This window comes from Actinomadura macra NBRC 14102 (assembly GCF_001552215.1).
Taxonomy (GTDB): Bacteria; Actinomycetota; Actinomycetes; order Streptosporangiales; family Streptosporangiaceae; genus Spirillospora; species Spirillospora macra.
In genome coordinates this window covers 120669-145352 of record NZ_BCQT01000020.1, presented here as the reverse complement: position 1 = coordinate 145352, position 24684 = coordinate 120669, and the positions used below count along the sequence as shown (strand labels likewise).

Genomic DNA, 24684 nt, shown 5'->3' with positions numbered 1-24684 from the left:
GGGGATGGTCCCCGGCTCTACCCCACCGCCGCCCACGGCATCGGCTGCTCCCCGCGCACGCGGGGATGGTCCCGCTGGGTCAGCGGCATGGTCGTCGAGGACGAGCTGCTCCCCGCGCACGCGGGGATGGTCCCCTCGACAACCCCGACGCGCCTGACGCGATCTACTGCTCCCCGCGCACGCGGGGATGGTCCCCCGTGGCAGTTCACGGCGCTGCTCGCGTCGATGCTGCTCCCCGCGCACGCGGGGATGGTCCCCACACCGAGACGCCGGTGGAGTTCGAGGTCGGCTGCTCCCCGCGCACGCGGGGATGGTCCCTCGGCGTCGCCATGGCCACCGGCTCTGGCCCTCTGCTCCCCGCGCACGCGGGGATGGTCCCCGTGCAGATCACCGCCGGTATGGCCTACGTGACTGCTCCCCGCGCACGCGGGGATGGTCCCTCCGCCGGGTTCCTGGTCACCATCGCCCCGGGCTGCTCCCCGCGCACGCGGGGATGGTCCCCGCCCGATGCCACGCTGAGACGCTGTGCGTACCTGCTCCCCGCGCACGCGGGGATGGTCCCGACCCGCCGGAGATCGGGACGTGCAGGTACTCCTGCTCCCCGCGCACGCGGGGATGGTCCCGGCGGCCAGGCCCCTTCAGGTGAAAGCATCACCTGCTCCCCGCGCACACGGGGATGGTCCCTGTTTGGAAAGAAGGAGAACGCCTGATGACTGCTGCTCCCCGCGCACGCGGGGATGGTCCCCCGACGCGGACGCGCCGCTGGATCGTGGTGTGCTGCTCCCCGCGCACGCGGGGATGGTCCCGCCCACCGCGCACCCAGCGCCTTGAGCCGGTGCTGCTCCCCGCGCACGCGGGGATGGTCCCACCTCCGGCCCCTCCCACCCGGCGCCGCCACTCTGCTCCCCGCGCACGCGGGGATGGTCCCGATCGGAGTGCCATCCTGGCTGCGCGTCAGCACTGCTCCCCGCGCACGCGGGGATGGTCCCCCGTACGCGCCGGATCCGAAGGTGGCGGTGTTCTGCTCCCCGCGCAGGCGGGGATAGTCCCAAGAACACGATGATGCTCGCCGCGGTGTTCCTCTGCTCCCCGCGCACGCGGGGATGGTCCCGGAGGATTCTGGAGGTAGCTGGACGGCAAGGGCTGCTCCCCGCGCACGCGGGGATGGTCCGTAGGGCAGGGGATCGCCCTCCGGCTCGTAGTGTCAACGGCGGCTGAATTCTGACCCCCTGGGGACGTCTGAAAGTTGACCCCTTGATGTTGTCGTTGGTTACGAGTTGTTACTGCTGGTCGTTGGTGGTGCTGGCCGCGGGGACGCGGCCCAGGTCGCGGTTCTTGAGTCGGTAGCTGTCTCCCTTCAGGCTGATGACCTCGGCGTGGTGGACGAGACGGTCGATCATGGCTGCGGCGACGACGTCGTCGCCGAACACCTCGCCCCAGCGCCCGAACGGCTTGTTGCTGGTCACGATCAGCGAGGCGCGCTCGTAGCGGGACGAGACGAGCTGGAAGAACAGGTTGGCGGCCTCGGGCTCGAAGGGGATGTAGCCGACCTCGTCGACGATCAGGACCGGGATGCGGGCGAGCTTGGTGAGCTCGTCCTGCAACCGTCCGGCGGTGTGCGCTTGGGCCAGGCGGGCGACCCACCCGGCGGCGGTGGCGAAGCAGACACGGTGTCCGGCCTGGCAAGCGCGGATGCCCAGCCCGATCGACAAGTGAGTCTTGCCGGTGCCGGGCGGTCCCAGGAACACCGCGTTCTCGCGGGCGGCCACGAAGTCCAGGGTGCCCAGGTGGGCGATGACCTCACGTTTGAGTGATCGTTGGTGGTCGTAGTCGAAGTCTTCCAGGGCCTTGCGGGCGGGGAAGCGGGCCGAGCGGATGCGGGCCTCGCTGCCGTGGGCTTCACGGGCGGCGACCTCGCGTTGCAAGCAGGCGGCTAGGAACTCCTCGTGCGTCCAGGACTCGGCGCGGGCCCGTTCGGCCAGCCGCTGGACCGAGGCCGCTAGGGACGGGGCCTTCAACACCCGGGTGAGATAGGCCAGTTCGGCATCGACGTTGCGGCCGCTGTTGGGCGCTGTCGCGGTGGTCTTGGCTCGGACTCCGGCCATCACGCCACTCCCTCGGTGCCCTCGATGCCGATCAGGGCGTCGTAGTCGGCCAGCCGCCGCTGTTCGACCTGGGTGTCGACCGGCGCCCTTGTGACCTGCAGGCCAGAACGGCGCATCGCCGCGGCGGCCTGGGCATGGACTGGGTCGGTGATGGACTGGTGGACGGCCCAGCACCGCGGATGCGCTGCGACGTTCTGCCCGCCGCAGGTCACCGTTACCTGCTCCAGATCGGCCACGACCTCGACCAGCCGGCCGATCGCCGAGGGATGGACCGAGTAGTCGTTGGAGGCGATGCGGACGTAGTGGTCGCGGGCCAGCCGGGTCGAGGTGCGCCACCCGACCAACGGCTCGACCGGCGGCAACGCCACCATCGCCGCCCGGTCGGCCACCAGCCGGTCGGCCGGGCGGCACTCGATCCGCCGGTGATGACGGACGTTGGCATGGTGGCCCAGCCACCCGGCCAACTGCGCGTTGAAGTCGTCGGGACCGCTGAACGACCGGCCCGGAAGGAACGAGGTCTCCAGATAACCGTTGGCCCGCTCGACCACGCCCTTGGCCTCCGGGTCACCGGGCCGGCACTGCACGATCTTGATGCCCAGGGTGCCGCGGAAGGCGTTGGCCTCGGCGGTCAACCGTGGACGCCCACCGTTCCATTGCCCGATCGCGCCCTCGTTGTCCCACACCAGCGTCTTGGGCGCCGAGCCCAGCATCCGCAGCAGCGCCCACATCCCGGCGAACAGATCACCAGCCGCCCGAGACGGCAGCATCCGCGCCATCAGCCACCGCGAATACCCCGACACCATCACCAGCACCGGCGGGCTGGTCTGCTGCCCGGCCCCGACCGGCACCTTGGTCGGAGGGAACCACAGATCACATTGGGCCAGCTCACCGGGCTGATACGTGGTCCGCGACGCCGGATCGGGCGACCGGTACTGCGGTCGCAGCACCCGGACCCGGTCCTTGAGCACCGTCAGCGACCGTGCCCAGCCGATCCGCTCGGCGATCACCGTGGCCGGCATGTCCGGGAACTCGGCCAACAACTCCCGGATCTGTGGCTCCACCGCGTCCACGATCGACCCCTTCCCCGCCCGCCGGTACTTCGGCGGGTCATCGGCCGCCAGCGCCCGCTTGACGGTGTTCTTCGAGACGCCCAACCGCCGAGCGATCGCCTTGATCGGCATCTGCTCGGACCGGTGCAACCGGCGGATCTCCGCCCAGTCCTCCACCTTGATCACCCTCCAGAGAGTGAAGGGGGTCAGAATTCGGCCGTCGCCTGGGGGTCAGTTTTCACCCGTCGTCGACACGTAGAACTGCTCCCCGCGCACGCGGGGATGATCCCGCCCGTCCCCGCACCGGCGCGACGCCGAGCCCCTGCTCCCCGCGCACGCGAGGAAGGTCCCCGCGAGCCCAATCTTCGCGAGGTCGGTCTCACCTGCTCCCCGCGCACGCGGGGATGGTCCCACCGCCAGGCCGTCGTGCACGCTGTAGACCGGCTGCTCCCCGCGCACGCGGGAATGGTCCCGTCTACGACGCCCAGGGCAAATTCATCGGAATCTGCTCCCCGCACGCGCGGGGATGGTCCCTCTCCCGACGACGGGTAAAAAACTGAACCCCCGGCGACGGGCGGTTGCTTGGCGGTTGCGTTCGCCCTGGGCGCGGCCGACGAACCGCCAGCCGCCGCCGTCGGGGATGTTGCCCAGTTTCTTGACGTCGGCGTTGAGCGTCGCGCCGGGGTGGTCGTGCTCGTAGCGTCGGATCGGCTCGCCGGTGGCGCGGTCGATGTGCGAGAGCCGGTTGAGGCGGCAGCGGGCGAGTACGGCGTGCACGGTGGAGACAGGTAGGCCCAGCAGTCCGGCGATCTGCACCGGGCCCAGCCGCTGTTTCCAGCGCAGGTGAACGCTGGCAGTGTTTCGGTGGGCAACCCGCTTCAACATCAGACGCCGTCACTCGGCGCTGGGCCAGATAAGCCCGATCAACTACGAACAACAGTCGCCCAGGGTGGCAAGTCGCATAGCAACCGTGTCCACGGTTCAGGGGAAAGCCCCTACGGCGTAGTGGAGACCCTGTTCCCTGATGCCGTCTGCCCGTCGCGATGCCGAGCGAGCGTCGGCATGGACATGAGCTGGTTGAGGGCATCGGTCTTCGACAGCAGCGGCAGGTGGTTGATCGAGGACGAGTCTGCGTCGTTGCTGCTGGTAATCGCACCGTTCGCCAGGATCTCCGTGGGCGCCCATGCCCGGGGCGACAGAGAGACGACGGCCAGTTGGCCCTGTTGGTGGTTGAGGACTTCGCGGAAGTCTTCGGTTTCGTCGTAGGTGACGAGGACGCGCCGGGTCATGGTGTGCCGAGCGAGGAGGGCGTGCGTTTGCTCGGGGTCGTCTGTGAGGAGGAGACCGGGAACCAGGTCCTCCCGGAAAGCGCCGATGTCTGTACCGAACAATCGTCGTGCGTCTGGGCGGCTGAGTACGAGTTCGGCGGAGTCCCCTTGCCGCCGCCTCAGGATGTTTATGGACAGGTGACGGACGGCGTCTTCGGCGCCTGGCCCGGTGAACGAAGTTCCGTTCGCGGTGAAGGGGAGGAATCGAGGTGCGTTGGGTGACGACTGGCCGGCTGCTGCTGTGGAGTCGGGGCGCACGATGGACCGGGGCTGTCGCGTCACGTACCTGAGCATCGATCTCGTTGCCAGGATGATGCCCCGACGATGTCTGGTTGCGCAGGCGGCACCACTGATCAAGGCGAGTAGCGCGATGGCTCCGGTACAGAGGATCAACCAGGGCCCATGGTCATCTGACACGGTGCGGAGCGTTGCGGTGGGCTGAGGGTGAGGTGGCCCTGGTGTCTCCGGTGCTGTAAACGCTGGTGCCCCTGGTCGGGGCTGCATTTCGGTTCGGCTTGGAGGCAAGGTTGGCCCGGTTGTGGGTGATGCGTTCGGCGGTGTCGGGTTCGTGTTGGGCTTCCTCGCAGGCTGGCGGTGATGCTTTGAGTTCTGGTGGCGGCCGGGCCGTTCGGACGCCCTCGGTATGGAATCGCGGATGACATCGTCCCAGTCCGGGTCTTGGCCAGTGTGGAGGCTTCGCAGTACTTCCTGACGGGCGCGGCGACAGACCTTGTCTTTGTCGACGTACTTTTCGGCCACCGGACCGAACGGGCCACATGCCACCACACGCCGAATGGCGACCGGGCCCGTGCTTACGCACGAGGAGTGAGTGGTTAGGGCGCCCGTGCCGAAGAGGAACGTGGAGTTGATGATGACGGGGAGCCAGCGCGTGGACGTTCGGATCGATCGTCCTGCGGTTCGATGAACGCGTCTGTTCGTGCGTCCTCGCCGACGGAGTGGTTTGCCGATGGCTGAACGGTCACGCATATGGCCTCCGTTTGCCAGTGTCGTTCCGGTAGTGGCCGTCGGGCACCGGGGGCGGGCGTTGATAGGAGGGTCGGGCACGGCGTGGATCGCGACGAGGCCAGGTGATGGCGGCGATCAGTGCGATCGGCCAGGCGAAGCCGATGGCACAGCAGACCGCGTTGATCAAGATGATGTGGCCGATGTCGTCGGCTCCGCGGATGACGCGATGAGGGTCGGCAACACCGCCAGGAAGGCCAGAAGGCCGATCAGTCCGAGCCAGAAGAGGATGCTGTTCTGGATGGCAGCCATCGGTTTGTTCCCTTCGCTTGGTCAGAGACTCCGTCGTCGGTTCCGGTCGAGAATCTGGGAGGGCGTGCGTCGGTCCGCTGTCGTTTCGCGGGGCTGGTTAGCACTCATCTCCAGCGCCTCGTCGATGGGGATCGGGAAATCCTCGGCTGCCCCTCGTACGTCCGGGCTCGGGGTGAGGTGCGAATACGGGGCTATTGGGACGGCCTTGGTGATGACGTGTTCAGGAAGGTTCGTGGTGATCTCCAGGATCGTTCGCAGCTCTTCGGGTTGAGGCTGGTGTCCTTGGAGGCAGAGCTTGCCCCGTAGCTGGTCGGCGATCTCGCTCGCACGCTGCTGTCGGCGGGACTCCTCCCATTCGCTCCGATCCGGGCCGTGGAGCCGCGCTGCCCACTCGTTGCCGGTGCCTTCAAGCAGTTCGGCCTGTGGGGGTGCCGGATGACCGGTGCGGACGTGCGGCTCTCGGGCGAAGAAGGGGGCGGCCTGGATCATCGCGTCGAGGGCGTCCTTGCCTTCACTGCGGAACCGGTCGTAGTGGCTCATCGCGTGCGGGTGCAGGTGGCGGAGCTGTTCCTCGCATCGGTCGACGGCGCGGGCTGCTGAGCTGTTGTCCTTGGCGTACGGGATGCCGGCTGCCCAGGCGTCGGCGACGTCCAACAGACTGGCGTAGCGCAGCCAATTGCGGTCGTGGGCACGACCCCAGCGGGTACGGGCGTGGGCGCGCGTGGCTCTTCGTTTCTCCTCGTCCGCTCGTTGATCTTGTTCGTTCAATGCTTGCCGGGCGGCCTTTAACCGGTGCTTGCGCTGGGCGACGAGCTGCTGGACGCCAGCGGCGGCGGAGACGAGCTGGATGAGTCGTTGCCCGGTGTGCTGGAACCCTTCGGCGATCGGGTCGGGGTGTTGCTGGGTCATGCGGTCCTCCGGTGGGTGCGTTCGGGAGAGGTCGTGCGAGATGGACGCCGGTCGCCGGGTTGCTGTTGGCCGGTGTTGAAAGGCTGGGCCTGCGCACTGTCCGGGGCTGGGTCCGGGCTGATCGCTGAGGCGACAAGCGCGGTGACCTCGGCCGGGGCCATGCCTGTGCGGGAGGCGACGCGGGTGACCTGTCGAGCGATCTGGTCGAGTGGCAGCTCGGCGATCAGTGCGGCGGCCGCCTGGGCAGCGGCCAGGCGGGACTCGATGAACTCCAGACGTCCCCCGGACTTCTTGATCTTCTCATCGATTACCAGGTCAGCGAGGGGTGTTACAGAAAGTAATGCTTCGCGGACACCTGCTTGTCTCGATCGAGACAGCAGATCTGCCGGGTCCTGAGCCTGAGGTAGGACGGCCGCCTCAACCGGGCCGGTGATGTTCCGCAGGACCTGCCAGGCTCGGACTGCCCCGGCTTGTCCTGCGGGGTCGCCGTCGAGCGCGATGACCAGTCCGGACTTTCCTAGGTCGATGTGTGCGGCGATCGCGTCGATGTGCGCGGCGGTGATCGCGGTGCCGCAGGGCGCGATTGCGGCGTACTCGGCCGGCAACGTGGCGTTCACCGCAATCGCGTCGAGCGGGCCCTCCACAAGTAGGGGACGTGTCGTGCCGCAGAGTCGGGTGCGCCCCTCATGCAGGCCGAAGAGCACGTTGCCCTTGTGGAAGAGCGTTGTCTCGGGTGTGTTGAGGTACTTCGGGCCTGGGGCTTTGTCATGACGGCGGCCGATGAAGCCAGTGATCTCCCCTTCCTCATCGCGGAAGGGGAAGAGGATTCGGTCTCCGAACAGGTCGAGAAGATCCCCGTTGTCTTTTCGTTTGATCAGGCCGGCTTGGAGGAGTGTCTCGTCGTCATGTCCGAGGTTGCGTAGGTGACGCAGCAGGGCCTGGCGGGAGCGTGGGGCAAGGCCGAGCTCCCATTGCTCCTGCATCGCATGGGTGAAGCCGCGGCCGGCAAGGTAGCGGGCTCCCCAGCTCCCGCGAAGGTTCCGCTGGTAGAGGCGATGTGCATCGGCCAACGCGGCACGGACATCTGGCAGGGCCCTGCCAGCCGGCACCTGCTGCACCGGCCTGGTCGGGCGAGTCAATTGTGGTGCGACGGTCTTCGTGGTGGCGGAGAGGGCCGGGGTAGGTGCCGAAGGGAGATTGCCCGCGGTGGCTTCTATGAGACGGCGGCTGATGCGCGTGGCCATCCGGACGATCTGATCTCCGACGACGCGGACCGCAGCCGAGGAGTCTGTGCGGACGTCCGTTCCCGCCCACAGCCGAGGCCCCGGAAAGGACAGGTGCGAGACCGGCAACCCCAGTTCGGCGAGAACGAGGGAGGCGACCGAGTCCGCCAGGACGCGCCGCACACCGTGGCATGGTGCCGCATAGGTGCCAGTGGTGTCGATATGCCCGCCGGGCCGCAGCGCGTGGGCGATTTGGTGGGCAAGCAGTGAGGCCGCGGCGATGTCGTCCAGTTCTGGGGGAAGTTGGACGCGCTGCCCCTGCTGTCCGAGGTAGGTCCAACCTTGCCCCCGATCCAGGTAGAGACCGAGGTCGGCAGCCAGCCCCGCCAACCGGCGGAGTCCCTCCGCCGGGGAAATCGGAGCTTTCTCGATCACCTCGCCATCGGTTTGCTCCATGTCGAAGACGGTCCGCGGTCTTCCCCGGGTGGAGATGATCCGGATGCCCGTCTCGCCGCGGCGGACCTGTCGTCCACGCTTCTGCCAGGCGTTATAGGAGCCAACATCGGTCGCTGTGGGGCGTTGAGCCGGAATTAGGAGGGTGTTGGGGAAGCCGTATCGTCCGTGCCGACTCGCCTGCTCCAACCACTCGTCCCATGTGAGGCGTCCGCTGGCGAGGCGGGCGACCATGTGGTCTGTGATTCCTTGCAGAGCTTCCAGCCGGTGTCGTTGCTGCTCGTCCTCAGCCATCACGACTCCCGCCTGGCCGACTCCGCGCGCACAGTGGCAACCATCTGGGTGAGCCGGTGGTTGGCGATCGTGAAGCCCCGCTCGCGTAGCCTGCGGCCGAGCCGATCCCGGCTCAGGTGGACTCCGTCTCGCTCTACTTCCCGCTGAAGTTGCCGGGCGATGGCCATCAGCTGGTCGTCCTGCTTGCTGTCATCGGATGTGTTCTCACCTGCGTCCTTTCCCGAGGTGAGTTGGAGGCACGGCAGCTGATTCATCCCGAGTCGGTCGGCCAGCGGTGCTCGCCACCGCCACGCCCACCTGCCGTAGTCCTGCTGTAGCAGGGAAACGACCATCAGGCGGCGGTGCTCCAGTTCGAGCCCCTGCCGGTACTCGGTGATGTGCCAAAGGATCATGCGGCGCCACAACAGCAGGCTGGAGATCGGCGCGAGCGTCCAGCGTGCTGCTGGAACTCGTTCGACCCGGCTGGTGGACGTCAGCCCGACCCACCGGCGGATCAGGTTCCGGACCCCTTCGACCACTGTGATGAACAGGACGGGCATGGCCGCGTTCATCACACTTCCGGCGAAGCTCCCCTGCGCGGCGGCCACATTCACCAAGACGGTGCCGGCGATGTAGAGCCAGGCGACCCAGCGCAACACCGGCCAGGGCAGGTCCAGGTACTCCATCAGCAGATCCCAGGCCAGCAGGATCAAGATCCCAACGTCCATCCCGACCGGGACGATCCACGCCAATCCGCCGAAGTGCGGGGCGGCCATCTGCCGGATGGTGGTGAACGAGCCGAGGCCACCGAGCGCCGCCAGCGCCACGATCAGTGGAGCGATCCCGACGGCCACCCACTTGACGACCCGTGTTTCTCGATGCACTCGCGCGGCCTTCTTCGTGCCGTCGGTCAGAGCCGTCGAATCTGGTGGACGATGCGAGGTCACCGGAGGCGCCTTTCGACCATCCAGACCAGCAAGCGGGCGACATACCGAACCTCGTCGGTGGTGCCGAGCAGACGACCGTGGGCGGTGACATAGGCGTAGGCGCCCTCGGCTCCAGCACACAGGACGGTCTCTGACCATCCGTTGTGGCTGACCCTCAGACGCCAGCGTCCGTTGCGCGGTTTGCGGGCTCGTGCGCAGGCCCCGATGTGCCGCAGTTCGTAGTGGAGACGGAGGAGTCGGGCGCGCCGTTCCTCCAGCTCAGCCTGTGTGGTCGTTGCCTGCGTCTGCATTGCATCCCCCGGTGATGTCAGTCGATGAGCCGGACGACCATCAACTAGAATTCTTGATCAAGAAGATGCATCACACCTGGGCTATCGTCAATTAAAGTAGCCAGTCGGCGTGTCAGCACCTCAGAAGCATCGAAATCGGGTTCAGAGAACTCGCCGACTCACCGGCAGACGACTAGCGATCGGAGCCGGGCCGACCGCGCTCCCACCGCCTGCAGGGGCCCAAGGATCGGGGAAGGCCGCCATGGCCAATTGGAACGGCGACGGTTGAACGAGAGCTTCATGGCGAGCCGCCTGGGCGGGACCTGTCGCCGCTTGACTCAACTGCAGGCTCGCGGCACGCGCGGCGCCCGCCTGCGCCGAGCGCTGCTGGAGCAGCCGGAGTTGGGTGATGGCGTCCAGGAGAGCGATCAAACGGCTGACCAGCACCAGGACCGACACAGAACCTCGATCCGGTGTTCCAGCCAGCACCATCAACCTGGCCGCAAGGCGAAGTCCGTGACCGGCCGAACTGGGACGAGGGATACGACCATACGGAGGCCGGGCCACACGACCATATGTATCGGCCGCACGCACGAGATGGCGATTGCCGGTGACCTTGGCGGCCACGCGCAGGACGTCAGACGCAGCCCAACAGGCGTCCTCCGCCCCATAGGGATCGGTGGCCAGGTTCCGGCGGATCTGGGATGTGGCGTAAGCAGCGGCCCGGACAGCATCGTCGTAGAACGCCTGACGCTCTTTAGGCGTCAGATCGTCCCCCTCCGTCTCAGCGTCACGCTCTGAATTGCTCATGCGTTGCTGAATGCGAGGCAGAGCGAGTTCGAGACCAAGCCGACCACCGGTGTACCAGACCGGCTCGTCCGTGTCGGGGAACGCGACGGCGTATCCCGTGAGCTGATCGGGGTCGATTCGGCTGTAGCGGCTCCTGACCAGCAACCCCTGCTGCTGGAGTAGTTCGAGGAACTCCGCTGTCGTCCGCGCTTCGTCCGCTGCGCGGCGGACGGTCGTCCGCAAGACGGCGCGGCCCGTCCGCACCGACACATACCGTCCGGACAGCGGACGAGGACCTGGACGAGCAAGACTCTCCGTCCCCCACCGGCGCCGCAACTTGGGCAGGGTCAGGTCGCTGGCCAGTTTCCCACCGCCGAACCACACCGGCCGTCCATCCGCGCTCAGATCATCAGGCACCGCGACGGCGTAACCGGTGACCTGGCCGACGAGCCGCGTGCTGAATCGCTCGCGTACCAGGACTCCCTCAGCCCTCAGAGCGGCGAAGAAGTCGACCTCTGTCCGTGCCCCGGCCACCGCTGTCGCGACGTGCCGCCGCAACACATCGCGCGCCGCCTCGCTACGACCAACCCGCTGGGCTTTCTCCACCTCCGCCCGTTTGGTTCGCCGCGCCGCCGTCCGGTCCGCCGGTGCCGTGGACCGCAGCCCGAACCGTGCCTCCATCACGCGACAGGCGTCCCGGATCCGATATCCGTCGTTCCAGACCTCCGGCCGCAGCCCGTCCGCGCGCGCCAGCGTGGCCACGATGTGGACGTGGTCGTCGGCATGGCGAACCGCGATCCACCGGACGGCATCCTCGTCGCCATGCTGGACCAGTCCAGTCCGGGACATCATTTCGTGCGCGATTTCGGCCCACTGCCGATCGTTGAGGATCGGATCCTCCGGCGCTGCGCGCACCGACAGATGCCACACCGGCTTGCGGTAGTTCCGTTCGCCCAGCAGAGCGAGTGGCTGAGTGAGCAACCCGTCCAGATGGCGAAAGTCCTGGTGGCCGTCCGCCCGCAAGGCCGGCTCTAACTCGGCGGGACTCCGAAATCCCGCCACAATATGGGGATCGCTGTGCTCCTCGCACCGCCCAGGCCCATACAGATACCGGACCAGGCCCTGCACCCGTAGGCCCCGCTGCACCTTCCCGATCAATGCTCGCGAGTCACACTACGGAAGACGCTGACACAACTCGTCAGCGAGGTCATCGAGCTTTCTGACGGTCCGCGCCGCAGCCTCGGCGTACCACTGCAACTGCGGCGGCGGCTCCCCTGAATGCAACGCAGCGACCACCTGGTTGAGGTTCACCCCGATCCGCCGAGCCTGTCCGGCTGCGTGCATCACCGTTGCCAACGTCTCCCGGAGTTCGACGTACTCGGGCCGCTCCGTACCGCGCGCCGCCGCCAGCAGGACTTGAGCCGCCCAAGCCCCCGTTGCCAGACGCTCCCGCCCTGCGGCCGCCACTAACAAGTGATGCTCATCCTCAGACAAGGCGACGAACAAGGCCCGACCGCGCCGTGGCGTACGGTGCGCCCTTCGGTTTCGTTTGGTTGGTCTCCCGGGCAACGGGCCCGCGGCGCCTTCAGTCATCGGACCTCCACCCGGATCGCGCTCGATCCGCTCCCAACCCAGTGGGCCGCGCTCGGCCCACTGGCCAAATCCTTAGGATTTCCATTTCTTGCTCCGCGTCGGCCAGCCTCCAGCGGACAACTCACGCGCACGAGTGAGCAGGCCGGCCAACCCGCTCCACCGTCTCTCTTTGTATGGCGTTGCCGACACGGCCGCCGAACCGCAGCGCGTCAACGACTCGCGTCCACATCACACAGGAGAGTGCCGACTGATGAGCGTTGAGCAAGGGACGGATCTTCCTAAGCTCGCCGCCCTGGGCTGGGCAAGCGCTCGCAGGCGTCGGCACAGCACCTCCGAACAACTCGCCCAGGCCAGGAAGCTTCTCGCAGCGCTGCACGGCCTGGCCCTTCGCGAGGAAGACGCTACGGCTTTCCAGCAGCACCGCAGACTCCTCCCCTCGCAACGCCGGAGACGTTCCGCCAACCGTCCGTCGGCCTCAGCTCACCGTTCGCGACGCGGATGCGGTATCGGCGGTGACGAACGGGGCGGTGCTGGCGACTGCTCAACCGGAGCCGAGTCGCCGAGGACGTCATCGATCGGCTTCGGGAAGCCCTCTGCCGCAGACTCCACCTGAGCATCTTCCTGGCTGTTCACGTCTGCCAACGGAGACCTGTCCAGGGATGGTTGTTCCTCGGGGTCAAGGGCGTGGATGGACGCGACCGCACCTGCGGCTCGACGGAAGGTTTCACCGAGGTCGGCTGCTTGCTCGGTGGCCCGCGCCAGTGCGGCATGCGCCTTCGTCACGGTAGTGACGGGATCGTGGCCCTCGTCGTGCCCTAGGCGCCCAGCGTCCAGCTGTTCGGTAAGGAAACAGTCGAGTTGCTCGGCGGTCTGGACGAGGCGGAAGGCGGTCTGGGCCAAGTTCCCCAGGACCGTGTAAGCGGCCGCCGGCTGGGTGAGTCCCAGCGGGCCTTGGGTTACGTGGTTGAGCCTTCGGACGTTTTCATGCAACTCGCCAGCGAGCCGCTCGATGTCCTCGTCCGTAGTTGTCTCGCGATCGTTCAACGGAGTTGTCCTCCAACTTCATCGTCAGTCGGACCATGCAGCGCTCCCTTCGTTGACAAGCGTTCACAGCCCTTGCCTTGTACTAACAAGCTCTAAGGCTGTTTGCGCTCCATGATCAACCAAGACCTCGGACGTGACCAGCATGCTGAAACGGCGTGTTGAAGCCTGGAGGGGTTCCGCCGTCCTTTCGCTGTCCCATCCGCTCCGGCTCGGTATCGCCGGAGTCCAGTTCCACAAGAGGCCCAGCAACGCCCTGCCCATGGAGCCGCTTGAGAGACTGATAGACGACCGCAAGACCCAGGTGCCGAACGTCACGACATGGGTGACGTTGGTGCTCGTTCGTCGGTCCGGTGTCCCTCGACGTTCACGGTGCGGGCTTCCGCGAAGGCGATGAGGACTCAGCGACTCCGCTACATCCGTTGCTCGCGCACTGGGGTCGCCAGAGACTCTAGGAGAAGGAGGAGGTCCTCATCAGGGCTTGGAAACCGATGGTGCTCTGAGCTCGGCGGGGAGGCGGCTCGCAGGGTCTTGCCCTCATCCAGCGCGCTCACCTATTCGACGAGACCCTGCTGCACGGCAACGACTCCGAGCGCAAAGCGGTGTTGGACACCAAGGGCTTCGCGGATGGCAGTGACGTGGCGGCCAACCGTCGTGACGCTCACGCCCACCCGTTCGGCGACGACGGTGTCTGAGAGCCCCTGAACGAGGAGACGCAGAATCTTCATCTGGATCGGCGGCAACGGCCCTTCCTCCACGTCGGGTACCCCGTATGGGGTGGCGCGCTCCCAGAGAAGCTCGAAGTACTCCCTCAGCGCCCCAACGATCACAGAAGACTGGATGAGCAAGGCGCCCGATGGATTCCTCTCAGACAGCGGCAGGAGCGCGATCGCCTCATCCGCGAGCCTCATACTCATGCCGACCCTTGGCGCCAGCCGCACCATGCCGCCAGCTCGGATCACCGCTTCTACACTCTCGCGCTCGCCCGCCGAGGCGACGCAACGGCTCTCGTAGAGCGCCCTGCAATTCGCACTGGTGGACGTCGCATCCGAGGCGTCTGCGGCCATACGTGCGCCGAGGATCAACCAGTCACGCTGCGCAGATCCGGCCAACGTCAGAGTCAGCTCGGCGATCTTGCCCCCGTCGGTGAGAATCTGGACCAACTGGTCCATCGCGCCACCCGCCGTAGCGTCCGTCGGGGCCTGGATGGCACGAAGGCGTTCCTGCCCGTCCAGCAGCCTCTGGTGTTCGGCTGCGAGGTGCCCGGCCATGCGGGCTAGGGCTCGCTGCAGTACAAGATCCGGCGAGGCCGCAACCAGCATGGAGTGATCATCCCCGTGGCAGTAGGCCATGCCTTCGCGGATGAGAGCATCGATGTTCCCAGCTCCGTCTAGAAGCCCAGGTGCCTCCTCCACAGAGAGACGCCCTCTCGCAAGCAACGAGAGGTAGTGGAGCAGCAGTTCGCCCGGGACTACGCCTTCCAGAAGCCGCCGCACCCGTGATGCCATAGAACCATCGCCTACGTCGTACACAATTACCGAGAGTAGCGATCTGCGTGCTCGGTTCAAGCATCAAACGTACGCCTACGTGTACCGAAGGGCGCCTGGTGCAACGGATACGGTCCGGATCCGCTGAATGTCGTCTCGCTGCGGCCAGAAGCGCGACACGATCTCGGCCGGACCGATCGAAGTTGTTGCGGCTCGGTGGTCGCGCATGCTGGCACCAAGGATCCGCGTAGGTGGGTCGCGAACTGTACGTCGCGTTGGTCGATGTCGGCGTCGAACATGGTCATCACTGAACGTGTACGGGTGCATTCGCAACGCTCGTCGCCTTGAGTAGCGGGCCTCGTGGAAGGTTGTTCGCGGTCAGCCGGTGGCAGCCCTGTCGGTTTGGAGCGCTGAGGGAGTTGGCTCGTGCTGCGCCTCGGGATCTTCAGTGGGGAGGCGGGCTACGGAGGCGAACAGTAGGACAATCAGCGTGACGACGGTTGCCGTGATTGCGGATCCGGCTGCTGCTAGAACGATCGGTTGTGGGCCGAACGCGGTTACCAGGGGTCCCGACAGGAGGACGATAAGCGGCATCAGGATGTAGCTCGTGATGATGTTCCAGCTGTTCACACGCACCAGTACCGCGCGCGGGATCCGGTTCTGCAGCGCGGTCGTCCAGAAGACGTAGTACACGGCCTGCAGCACGCCCGGAACTACTGCTGCAAGGGCGATGAGTTGCCACGATGTTCCGCTGCCCATCAACAGCATGGGGAGCGATACCGATGCGGGCAAGGTTGCCGTGACGAGGAGGAGGCGGGCCGGACGCCAGCGGGCGCCGATGAGGGCGCCGGCTAGGGCGCCGAGGGGCTGGGCCGCGCTGATGACGCCCCACGCCCACGCGCTGCCATGACCGTCCTGGGTGTAGAGGGGGCCGGCGATCTTCATGTAGCAGACCAGCGCCGTGGTGATCGCCGTGTAGTGCAGGGTCATGATCCAGACCCAGGGACGGCCGATGAACTCACGCCAGCCTTCCCGCAAGTCCCGGAGAACGCTGGCGTCGGCTCGGGTTGGTCGTTGGGTCACGAGGCGGCTGAGCAGCACGGCGCTGATGCCGCACAGTATCCCTCGTGCTCCGGCTGCCCAATCAGGGCCGACCAGGGTGACCACCGCTCCCGATGACACGAAGCCGATCAGTTGGCCGACCGACTCGGTCTGGTTGATCAAGGCGTTTCCCGCAGGACGCTTGTCTCCTTCGAGGAGGTCGGCGATGACTCCACGGACAGTCGGCAGGAAGATCGCCGTCGCGACGCCGCCGAGCCCTGCCAGCGAGCAGAGCAGTGGGAGCGGGGCCCGTTCCATAGTGAAGGACGCTCCCAGCGCCAGCCAAGCGAGGCATCCCGTCAGTTCAGCGCCAACGAGCACATGGTGGCGGCGGAAACGGTCGCCGACGATGCCGCCCCAGAGGATGAGCAGCGCGGGGAACGCGTTGCAGGCAAGGACGATCGACAGTTCACGGGCGCCGTAGCCCATGCTCATGACGCCCCAGGCAAGGGCAAGGTGCCCCATCCCCACGCTGATACTGGAGATCACGCGGGACATGAACAGCGGCGTGACAGACGCGTCCTTGTACAGGACGAGTGGGGACAGGAGGCCCGACATTGGTGGATGCCCTACTCGCCGAGCAGGTGGGTGATGACGAACTCCGCGACGTCTCCGTACGCTTTGATCTCGTTGTCGCGGTTGGCGAACCCGTGCCCTTCATCGGGGTAGATGTCGTACCGGACATCGACACCACGGTCACGGAGTCGGGTGACGATCTGGTCGGACTCGTCCTGCGGGACGCGCGGATCGTGGGCTCCCTGGACGACGAAGAGCGGTGTGTCGATCGCGTCCGAGTAGGTGATGGGTGAGCGGCGGAGCAAGTGCTCGGCGTCGGTGTCCGGGTCGCCGAGGACGCTGGCGACCACGGTCTTCCAGGTTGGTGGGCATGCCTGCGCGAGGGTGAGCAGATTTGTGGGGCCGCAGATCGAGGCCCCGGCCATCCAGGGGTGGTGGAGGCGGCAAAGGCACGACAGCGCGGCGAATCCTCCGTACGAGGCACCCATCACGGCCATTCGCTCGGCTTCGACGTCGGGCCGGGACCGTAGGTAGCGGACGGCGTGGTCAAGGTCGTCCAGGTCGGCGCCGCCCCAGTCTCGATAGATCAGCATTCGGTGGGCGAGACCGTAGCCAGTGGAGCCGGCGATGTTCGGCGCGAAGATCGCGATGCCGTTGGCCAGGAGGTGCTGGTAGAGGCCCGAATATGCGTACCGGGGACGTTCCTGCGCTTCGGGGCCACCGTGGATGGATAGCAGTAGGGGGTGCGGTCCGGGCGTGCGCGGCTGGTAGAGCAACGCGTGCACATGGCGCCCGTCGCCTGCGGTGTAGCTCACCATGTCGGGCTCGATGGCGGCGGACGTCCGGAGTGTGGGCGGGCGGGTGTCGGTGAGGTAGCGGAAGCCAATCGAGGGGTCGAGAACGCCGATGTCCTTGGGGCGGGTGGCCGAGTCGATTTGTAGTACGACCTGGTCGGCAGCGGGCGTGGGAGCCAGATTGTCGACGACTCCGTCAGGGAGCTGTGTGAGTTGGACGGTGCTGCCGTTGGTGCGTGCGTGGAGGGTGGATTGTCCGTTCCGGTTCACTGCCCACAGCAACGTGTCGCCGGCGGCTTCGATCAACTCGACATCCCAGTCGTCGCTGGTGATCTGCACCAGTGCTGCGTCGCGGAGTGAGTACAAGCCGACCGCGTTGAACTCGCCCCACAGGTCGGTGAGCAGGTAGAAGCCGGACGAGTCGGGCTTCCATGGTCCGGGTGCGAAGAAGCCTCGTTCGTGCTCGGCGGTGAGGCACTCGGGGGCTGAGCGGTTGTCGACGAGGTCGATCAAGTATGCGGCAACGTCAGTGTTCGAGCAGCTTCCTGCGACCGTCAGCCATCGTCCGTCAGGAGAGATTCGCGCGGGTCTGAAGATCACGCCCGGGGGTGGGCTGACCCGGCGTTCGGAGTCGTCGGACAGGTCTCGGATGAGGATGTCCTGGACGGTCGCGTCGCGGTCGTTGGCAGCGTAGACGAGGTACCGTCCGTCGGCGTCGAAGGGGTCGTCGGCGAGAACGCGCTGGCAGTCGGGGCCGGAGCTGAGCTCGGTGGGTTCCCCGCCGGCCGCGGCGATCGTGTAGATGCGGTACTGCTCGTTGCCTGCCTGGTCAGCGGTGAACACCAGGCTCTTGCCATCCGGTGGGTAGGCGATCTGCGATACCGCCTGGTTCGTCAGGTGCGTCAACCGGCGTGGTCGCCCTGTTGCGATGGGGATCGTCCAGAGATCGAAGGTCCCGCCTGCGTTGCTGGAGTACGCGACCGTCGTTCCGTCCGGGCTGACGGCTAGAGCCGGGCGGAAGCGTTCTCGGGGTACGAAGTCGAGGTACTCGGGCACGGGTCTCTCCGCTCTGTGGGCATCACTTGATCCAGCCGCGCCGAGCGGCGGCGGCACCGGCGGCCAGGCGGTTCACAGCACCCAGCTCATTGCGGATGGCGGCGATGTGCCGCCGCACGCTGTTGGCGTTCAGCCCGATCTGGCGCGCGATGCGCTCGTCCGTCATGTCCTGGGCGAGCAGTTGCAGGATCGTTCGCTGGACGGCGCTGAGCGGCGACTCGGCCTCCTCGGCGCCGATCGGGACCGCCCGCTCCCACAGCAGCTCGAAGTACTGCCGTAGCGCACCGACGATGAGGGGCGCACGCACCAGCAACGCCCCGGAAACGCCGGTGGGCATGAGCGGCAGCAACGCCACCGCCTCGTCGGCAAGCTTCATCTTCATGCCGATCCGCGGGACCGTGCGGGCTTCTTCGCCGCCGTCCATGTGGATCTCGATGATGCGCGCCCCGATCGGTGTTTCAGCGCAGGACGCCTGGTAGATGCAGCGGCACCTGACCTCGCCCTCGAAGGCGGGCAACGGCGGCATCGCGACCAGCTCTTCCAGCGGCCGTTCCATGACGAAGTTCTCGAGGGTCAGCCAGTGGTGCCGGGCGGTGCTGAGAAGTGCGCGGGAGACGTCACTAATCTCCGCCCGGTCGGTCAGGATCCGGACCAACCGGCTCTCGACGGCCTCAAGGGCTCCGGGGAAGGGATGCGCGCCGACCATCCGGCGGTGGCCCTCCAGAAGCTGCTCCTGCCGCGTGACAAGCCTGCGTGAGAGCACGGCAAGGCTGCTCTGCAGGGCCAGGTCGGGCGGGATGGCCACGAAGCGCGGTTCGAGCGCCAGTCCAGCGGGCTCGACGTAGGCCATGCCAGCCTCTGTGAGCGTCGCGACCATCTGCGGGCCACCTAGTAGATCGGCGGCCTCGCTGTTCGGGCAGCCATCACGCACCAGCAGTTCCTTGTAGGAGGCGAGGACCTCGTCGTCGACGATGCCCTTCAGAAGCTTCGTCGCTGTCTCTCCCGCCTCAAGGCTCACCACTCACCTCCGAGCACAGAGAGTAGTGACTAGCGGTGTCTGCGTCACGAAGGAGGAACATTTCGCATCGTTGAGGCCGTGTTCCTGCCGAGCGGTTCGCAGCAGCCTCGCTGGACCAGCACCTTGAAGGACGCCGTCAAGGACGTGAAAGAGGGGGAACAGCTAGAGCCAAATTCCGACGCGTCCCGGACCGGTCATGGGGCCGCGGCCCCAGAGTGCGATGCCCCCATCGTCCATCAGAACTTGGAAGGCCCCGGCAGCGAAGGTCACGGCTGCGCGACCCCCCGGCCGCGTGCTAGCCGTCGAACCTGCGAACACGACCTGATTTCGGAGTGACAGTTAGTGCTCAATGAACGAAAGTCGCCACTCCCGCCCGCGACCGCCCAACGGCCCTACCTCGCTGGCGTTTCGTTCCTCGGCCACCTCGGGACGACCACTAGAGGTGACCAGTTCTCACCAGCATGAGTTTCGATCATAGGCGCGGCCTGATCTCTCCGCTTTCATCGTGCTTCATCTCGAACACGACCTGGGAGGTCATCCCTTGAACGTCCTCACCCGCACCTGCCCCTGCAAGAAACGCACGACGACGAAGCACCAGCCTCACGGCAATCTCGACCGCAGCGCCAACCGCGCCCACCCGCACGCCCTCGCCCGTCTACGAACGCTGCTCCAACGCCGTATCCCCGACCGATTCCAGAACTCGATCACGCCCGACCGGCCGAGTGAACCGCTCGCCCGCGTCTTCGGCCACCCGCAGGGCGCCGGCTTCATCGGCCCCGGCGCCGACAGCCTCCTGCGCGCCATCCTGACCGAGGCCCTCACCAGCAAGATCGGGGTGTCCTGGATCATTGCGACCCAGCACGACCTAAACGCGCTATGGTCCGACGCCCTCAACGACACCCAGCTCACCAAGTTCCCCGCGCGCCTTCACGTGGCCGAGACCCTGGAGGCCGCCATCGAGCGACTGGAGTTCGAGGCTAACGCCATCGCAGCGCCCAGCGATGGCCGCCGACCGCCCACCACCTCTACCGTTCTCTGGTTCACGAAACCTGGCCCGGATGCCGACGTCGTCCACCAAACGCTCCAACGCTGGCCTGACAGCAACCTCATCGCTCTCATCGCCGGCGCTTGGCCCTACGGCCCCACCCACTTCACCGACCACGACGGGCCCCGAGCCCTCCCACACCAACCGATCAACCTGCTGTCCGCCCACCAGGCAGCCGACAAACTTCGCGCCTTCGCCGCACTGAACTGACGCATCCCTCACGGGGCAGCCGGTGTGGTGCGGGGAGGTCATCCTTCCCCGCACCACATCGCCCCAGTTCGATCGATGCGAAGATCGCTACCTGAAATCCGCAGGCTCCCATGACCCTCGGCTGTATGACCTGGTTTTGACTTCTTCACTGCAGGTCAACGGCGGCGAGCAGCAGGCGCACCTTCTCCTCCAGGGACTGTACGGTGGTTTCGGCTCTGTCCCGTAATCGGTGGTGGCGCTGCGTGACCGTTACCGCAGAAGGATGCGGTGGCGAAGCAGGTCGAACCCGGCTCTGCCGTGCATTTGCCGCATGATTCTCTTGGTTCGGGTGTTGACGCCTTCGGTTCGGCCGTTGTGGTGCGGCAGGGTGAGGCCGGCGTTCACCGCGTCGCGGTCGAGTTCGAGGCCGTTGGCGAAGCCGTGCAGGTGGGGCAGGTCAGCGGTTCGGGCGTCGGTGATCCAGGCGGTGAGTTTGGCGTCGTTGCCCTCGAGCGGGTGAGGAGTTCGGCGAAGCCGCGGACCAGGCGGGCGAGCTCGGCCAGTTCGGGGCAAGCAGCCGTGAGTTCCTGCAGTAGCCGGGTGTCGGTCTCCCACAGGTTTTCGGGGCGGGTGAGCAGGAGCCGGGTAAGACGGCGTGGGGTGATGACGGGCCGGTCGCCCTCGGCTCGACCCTGGGTGATGTAGCGGTAGAGCAGGTTGAGGCTACCGGTGTAACCGAGTTCCTTGATCTCGCGGAACAGCTGGAGAACCGGGACGGCCGGATCGGCGGCGCGCCGCTCCCGCAGGTGATCACGGTAGGGATCGACCAGGGTGGGCCGGTAGCGCGGAGCGCGGCGCAGGGCCTCGGGCTCGCGGGTGCGGGCGTAGCGCTTGACGGTGTTCAGGGACAGATCGAGGCGGCGTGCGCATTCCAGCAGGCCGACGCCCTTGTCCAGCAAGTCGTGGATCTGTTGCCAGCGTTCCCGGGTGGTCTGCTCCCGGGTACCGGCAGGCCGGGCCGGGTTGACCGTGGCCCAGCAGGAGCTGTGGGAGCGGATCTCGGCGAGGGTCTTGTCACAGAGGTTGTTGGGTCGGGCCGGGGCGCCCTGCCGGGATTGCTCCCGGTGGGTTTCCCCGACCCGCCCGCCGAACCCGGCGTGCGACTTTCACCGCACCGGGCTCTCCACGAGGTCATGCCGTTGGGATCGGCCCGTCCAGAGCCTCTGGCCAAGGGCTGAGGATGCTGTTGCCTCGGTAGCGGTACCGGGTGATCGGTACTCGGCCGAGGTCGAACAGGGTGATCCCGTCCAGTTCGATGGGTTTCCAGTGCCCGTTCGGATCTCGGAGCCATCGTCGGACGGCCGTCCACGTCATGCGGTGCCGGTGCATTACCCAGCGGATCACCCGCCACCAGACGAAGGTGTGCAGGCGTTGCAGGGTGTGCTTGGCAACCGCGTGTTTGAAGTAGTTGGCCCAGCCGCGCAGGACCCGGTTGATCTGGATCAGCGCGATCTTGTAGTCGAGATGCGACAACCTCTGGGTCAGTGCCTTGATCTTCCGCTTCAAAGATGCGACCGGCTTGTCGGCGATGAAGGTATAGACGTGCCACTTGTCCGTTCCTCGTTTGCGCCTGCGCACGATGCGAAAACCGAGGAAGTCGAACCCGTCCGCAAGGTGAACGATTCTGGTCTTGACCAGTGACAGGGCCAAGCCCATCGGTGCCAGGACCTCACTCACCTGCCCGCGAAGCTGTTCGACGTGTCCGCGGGTGCCGTGGACCATGACGACGAAGTCGTCGGCGTAGCGGACCAGCCGCCAGGTCCCCAGTCCGTGCTGTCGTCGTCGTTCGCGATCCCACCGGGTCGCCATCGCCGTCTCCCAGTGCTCGGCGGCAAAGTCGTCGAGCACCGACAACGCGATATTGGCCAGCAGGGGCGAGAGCACGCCTCCTTGCGGTGTTCCGGAGCTGGTCTGGTTCCGTTCGCCGAGCTCGGTCATGATCCCGGCTTTCAGGAACGCCTTCACCAACGCCAGCACCCGCTTGTCCTTCACCCGCATCCGGACGCGGTCCATCAGGGCCGCGTGGTCGATGCGGTCGAAGCACGCCTCGATGTCGGCGTCCAGCACCCAGCGATACCCCTGGGAGCCGAACAGGTGAATCTCGGCGATCACGTCATGGCCGCGTGAGTTCAACCTCGGCGGCGGCATGGCGGTCGACTACGGCACGCCCGGCACCCGCTTCGACTGGAAGCAGTACGGCGCCGAGGTCGCCGACCTCGCCCAGCCGGGCGAGACACTGCGCATCGAACCGGGCCGCTCCATCAGCGTCTACGCCGGGTGGTACGTCACAGAAGTACTGGACGTGAAGAGGGCACACGGCCAGTGGTACGCCGTCCTACGCGGCGGCACCATGCACATCCGGACGCCGGTCACCAAGCAGCACAACCAGCCGTTCGACATCCTTACCGGCAACAGCGACGGCCCTGCAGTCGCCAACGAGCCCGTCACGCTCGTCGGCCAGCTCTGCACACCAAAGGACGTCTTCGCACGCGAGGTCCCCACGGACCGCATCGCAGTCGGCGACCTAGTCGCCTTCGCCATGGCCGGCGCCTACGCCTGGAACATCTCGCACCACGACTTCCTCATGCACCCGAAGCCCAAGTTCGCCTACCTGGGCGCGTAGCACTGCTCCCCGTCGAAGGCCCCGCTATCTGAGCGGTAGCCGGGGCCTTCGATATTGCAGAGCGACGTACCAACGCCCCAAACCCGGCTGGACGCAGATAGAGCCAACGAAAAGCCTTCGGAGGCGAACCTTTTCTGCACACTTGACCTAATTAATTTTTGGTCCTATCGCTAGCGCGAATCGCATTTGATCGTAGCCTATAGCCAATCGTTGCATCCACAATCCGGCTCTTCAATTTGGCTACTGTATCCGTCTTTGGTGTCGGCAGATCCATGGTTGAGGCAACTTGCCTGAGTGACTCCCTCGTCAATGCTAGATCATCTAGCATTGCAAGCGCATCCTCAAGGGTAGACTGAACCTTCAGCTCATCAATGACGCCGCCAATTTCTGACGCTGACAGGCTCTGCCTCTTCGACGACCTTCTTTCCGGACTTGCAGTCAGCGCAAGCTTAACGCGGCCAGAAATTAGATCATCAATCTGTTCGTTCGTGAGAGTCCTCAAGAAGTTCGACACCTTCCGAAGGACATTTGCGGTTTTCTCTGCCTCCTGCATAGCTCAAATTCCCAACCTAGTCTCAAATTCGGACACCAAATTTTCGATCTCACGTATGATATTTCGCTGCGGGTGGCGGTCACTAAGGTTGTTCAGCACCAAAGGAACTCCTTCCTGTGGCGGGTCAGCAAAGAGCGTCTTATTTTCCCGCAGGTAGTTATCGAATACGGATATACCCAATTGCTTTGTTTGATTGATGTAGGGGCGTTGGCTTGAGATTGGCTGCCCCCCATAGAATTGTACCATGGAGAACACTACTCCGAGTATATGTGGATCAATAGGGCTTTCGGAGGATGCACCGGAATCCAGGGCTGCGTACTCATTGTAGTCAGTGACAAGCTCTTCTAGACTGCGTTGTAGATAAGAGATTCCAAGTGTGGATAGATAGTCGGCCTTTGCTGGTATCAAAATAGAGTCGCTGGCGACTATCGCAGTCTTTGTGACTATGTTGAAATTGGGCGGGCAGTCAATTAGGATGACATCAAAGTCCACAAAAGCTGGCTTGCTAAGCTCATTAACCAGACGACGATGGACCTTGAGATAGTTGAGCTTAGCCTGCCTAAGGTTGGCACCACCCAATTCCGTAGCAAGCTCTAGATCCACATTGATGAGACCTAGATCTGACGGGATCAACTTTAGCCCTCCATTTGAATTCCTCAATGCCGAGGAGGTTTGCGAGGGTTCGATTATTATTGAGGCCAGATCCAATGACTCGTGGCCGCCAAAAGAGTCATACCACTTTTTGATTGTCTTGCTGGGGGCGAGTCGGCGCTGCCAAAGTTCTGGTTGGACGAATGAAAAGGTTAGACTGGCCTGTGGGTCGAGATCTAGCAGTAGAACCTTATGGCCACGAAACGCCAACTCCGCGCCGAGGTTAGCGGTCAATGTGGTCTTGCCAACACCGCCTTTGTAATTAATCACTGAAACGATACTCATTTCCCCTCCAAATCAATTGAGAAGCTGATGTACATCAGAGCAGCCCAGACTA

General features: G+C 65.6%; 19 protein-coding genes, 2 pseudogenes and 1 CRISPR repeat array (1 of these 22 cut by a window edge). Of the genes and pseudogenes, 2 read left to right on the top strand and 19 right to left on the bottom strand.

Going from position 1 to position 24684, the window contains the following annotated elements; translation table 11 throughout:
• Window positions 1-1172: direct repeats of the CRISPR family, unit length 29 nt; unit sequence CTGCTCCCCGCGCACGCGGGGATGGTCCC (it extends 1972 nt beyond the left edge of the window).
• Between the two features lie 108 nt (window positions 1173-1280).
• The 16 genes and pseudogenes from istB to AMA02S_RS32225 all read right to left on the bottom strand — a co-directional run bounded on the left by istB (window position 1281) and on the right by AMA02S_RS32225 (window position 19226).
• A complete protein-coding gene (gene istB, locus AMA02S_RS32295; RefSeq protein ID WP_067466075.1) occupies window positions 1281-2105 on the bottom strand; it encodes an IS21-like element helper ATPase IstB in 825 nt (274 codons plus the stop codon).
• Window positions 2105-3340: an IS21 family transposase gene (gene istA / locus AMA02S_RS32290; protein ID WP_067466072.1), complete on the bottom strand. Its 1236-nt coding sequence runs from the start codon at window positions 3338-3340 to the stop codon at window positions 2105-2107. Before istA ends, istB begins: the two co-directional genes overlap by 1 nt.
• A 390-nt stretch (window positions 3341-3730) precedes the next feature.
• Window positions 3731-4003, bottom strand: a pseudogene (locus AMA02S_RS32285) (IS481 family transposase); the annotation flags it as partial.
• Window positions 4004-4149: 146 nt separating this feature from the next.
• On the bottom strand, window positions 4150-4764 hold the full coding sequence (locus tag AMA02S_RS42315) for a hypothetical protein (protein WP_157430952.1): 615 nt from the start codon (window positions 4762-4764) through the stop codon (window positions 4150-4152).
• Window positions 4765-5631: 867 nt separating this feature from the next.
• Window positions 5632-5757: a hypothetical protein gene (locus AMA02S_RS44785; protein ID WP_281181942.1), complete on the bottom strand. Its 126-nt coding sequence runs from the start codon at window positions 5755-5757 to the stop codon at window positions 5632-5634.
• Window positions 5758-5778: 21 nt separating this feature from the next.
• Entirely contained in the window at window positions 5779-6666 is an 888-nt protein-coding gene (locus AMA02S_RS32275; protein ID WP_067466066.1) for a hypothetical protein, read from the bottom strand.
• Window positions 6663-8636 (bottom strand): toprim domain-containing protein, encoded by a 1974-nt coding sequence (locus tag AMA02S_RS32270; protein ID WP_067466063.1) that lies wholly within the window; start codon window positions 8634-8636, stop codon window positions 6663-6665. Before AMA02S_RS32270 ends, AMA02S_RS32275 begins: the two co-directional genes overlap by 4 nt.
• Window positions 8636-9499 (bottom strand): DUF2637 domain-containing protein, encoded by an 864-nt coding sequence (locus tag AMA02S_RS32265; protein WP_067466060.1) that lies wholly within the window; start codon window positions 9497-9499, stop codon window positions 8636-8638. The genes AMA02S_RS32270 and AMA02S_RS32265 overlap by 1 nt, the downstream gene beginning before the upstream one ends.
• A 59-nt stretch (window positions 9500-9558) precedes the next feature.
• Window positions 9559-9852 carry a hypothetical protein gene (locus AMA02S_RS43070; protein WP_067466057.1) on the bottom strand — a complete coding sequence of 98 codons (294 nt, stop codon included), beginning with the start codon at window positions 9850-9852 and terminating at the stop codon, window positions 9559-9561.
• Between the two features lie 141 nt (window positions 9853-9993).
• Window positions 9994-11748 (bottom strand): relaxase/mobilization nuclease domain-containing protein, encoded by a 1755-nt coding sequence (locus tag AMA02S_RS32255; RefSeq protein WP_169806931.1) that lies wholly within the window; start codon window positions 11746-11748, stop codon window positions 9994-9996.
• A gap of 45 nt (window positions 11749-11793) precedes the next feature.
• On the bottom strand, window positions 11794-12126 hold the full coding sequence (locus tag AMA02S_RS32250) for a hypothetical protein (RefSeq protein ID WP_067466051.1): 333 nt from the start codon (window positions 12124-12126) through the stop codon (window positions 11794-11796).
• Between the two features lie 567 nt (window positions 12127-12693).
• Window positions 12694-13257 (bottom strand): hypothetical protein, encoded by a 564-nt coding sequence (locus AMA02S_RS32245; protein ID WP_067466048.1) that lies wholly within the window; start codon window positions 13255-13257, stop codon window positions 12694-12696.
• A 551-nt stretch (window positions 13258-13808) separates the two neighbouring features.
• Entirely contained in the window at window positions 13809-14750 is a 942-nt protein-coding gene (locus tag AMA02S_RS32240) for a helix-turn-helix transcriptional regulator (protein WP_169806930.1), read from the bottom strand.
• Between the two features lie 369 nt (window positions 14751-15119).
• Entirely contained in the window at window positions 15120-16400 is a 1281-nt protein-coding gene (locus AMA02S_RS32235; protein WP_067466043.1) for an MFS transporter, read from the bottom strand.
• A gap of 11 nt (window positions 16401-16411) precedes the next feature.
• Window positions 16412-18208 carry a S9 family peptidase gene (locus AMA02S_RS32230; RefSeq protein WP_169806929.1) on the bottom strand — a complete coding sequence of 599 codons (1797 nt, stop codon included), beginning with the start codon at window positions 18206-18208 and terminating at the stop codon, window positions 16412-16414.
• Between the two features lie 22 nt (window positions 18209-18230).
• Window positions 18231-19226 (bottom strand): LuxR C-terminal-related transcriptional regulator, encoded by a 996-nt coding sequence (locus AMA02S_RS32225; RefSeq protein WP_067466037.1) that lies wholly within the window; start codon window positions 19224-19226, stop codon window positions 18231-18233.
• A gap of 541 nt (window positions 19227-19767) precedes the next feature.
• Between AMA02S_RS32225 and AMA02S_RS32220 the strand changes: the two genes are divergently transcribed.
• Window positions 19768-20481 carry a hypothetical protein gene (locus tag AMA02S_RS32220; protein ID WP_157430950.1) on the top strand — a complete coding sequence of 238 codons (714 nt, stop codon included), beginning with the start codon at window positions 19768-19770 and terminating at the stop codon, window positions 20479-20481.
• A gap of 249 nt (window positions 20482-20730) precedes the next feature.
• Here the strand turns inward: AMA02S_RS32220 and AMA02S_RS42310 are convergent.
• Window positions 20731-21545, bottom strand: a pseudogene (locus AMA02S_RS42310) (transposase); the annotation flags it as partial.
• A 106-nt stretch (window positions 21546-21651) separates the two neighbouring features.
• Window positions 21652-22632 carry a reverse transcriptase domain-containing protein gene (locus AMA02S_RS32205; protein ID WP_067466026.1) on the bottom strand — a complete coding sequence of 327 codons (981 nt, stop codon included), beginning with the start codon at window positions 22630-22632 and terminating at the stop codon, window positions 21652-21654.
• Between the two features lie 34 nt (window positions 22633-22666).
• Here AMA02S_RS32205 and AMA02S_RS32200 point away from each other — a divergent pair, with 34 nt between their 5' ends.
• A complete protein-coding gene (locus AMA02S_RS32200; RefSeq protein WP_084265829.1) occupies window positions 22667-23143 on the top strand; it encodes a type III PLP-dependent enzyme domain-containing protein in 477 nt (158 codons plus the stop codon).
• A 556-nt stretch (window positions 23144-23699) separates the two neighbouring features.
• Here the strand turns inward: AMA02S_RS32200 and AMA02S_RS40835 are convergent.
• On the bottom strand, window positions 23700-24632 hold the full coding sequence (locus AMA02S_RS40835; protein WP_084265828.1) for a ParA family protein: 933 nt from the start codon (window positions 24630-24632) through the stop codon (window positions 23700-23702).
• Window positions 24633-24684 lie beyond the last annotated feature (52 nt).

Coding starts and splice junctions, on each gene's coding strand:
- AMA02S_RS32235 (WP_067466043.1), bottom strand. CDS start 16,400: ATGTCGGGCCTCCTGTCCCCACTCGTCCTGTACAAGGACGCGTCTGTC.
- AMA02S_RS32200 (WP_084265829.1), top strand. CDS start 22,667: ATGGCGGTCGACTACGGCACGCCCGGCACCCGCTTCGACTGGAAGCAG.
- AMA02S_RS44785 (WP_281181942.1), bottom strand. CDS start 5,757: ATGGCTGCCATCCAGAACAGCATCCTCTTCTGGCTCGGACTGATCGGC.
- AMA02S_RS32270 (WP_067466063.1), bottom strand. CDS start 8,636: ATGGCTGAGGACGAGCAGCAACGACACCGGCTGGAAGCTCTGCAAGGA.
- istB (WP_067466075.1), bottom strand. CDS start 2,105: ATGGCCGGAGTCCGAGCCAAGACCACCGCGACAGCGCCCAACAGCGGC.
- AMA02S_RS40835 (WP_084265828.1), bottom strand. CDS start 24,632: ATGAGTATCGTTTCAGTGATTAATTACAAAGGCGGTGTTGGCAAGACC.
- AMA02S_RS32275 (WP_067466066.1), bottom strand. CDS start 6,666: ATGACCCAGCAACACCCCGACCCGATCGCCGAAGGGTTCCAGCACACC.
- AMA02S_RS43070 (WP_067466057.1), bottom strand. CDS start 9,852: ATGCAGACGCAGGCAACGACCACACAGGCTGAGCTGGAGGAACGGCGC.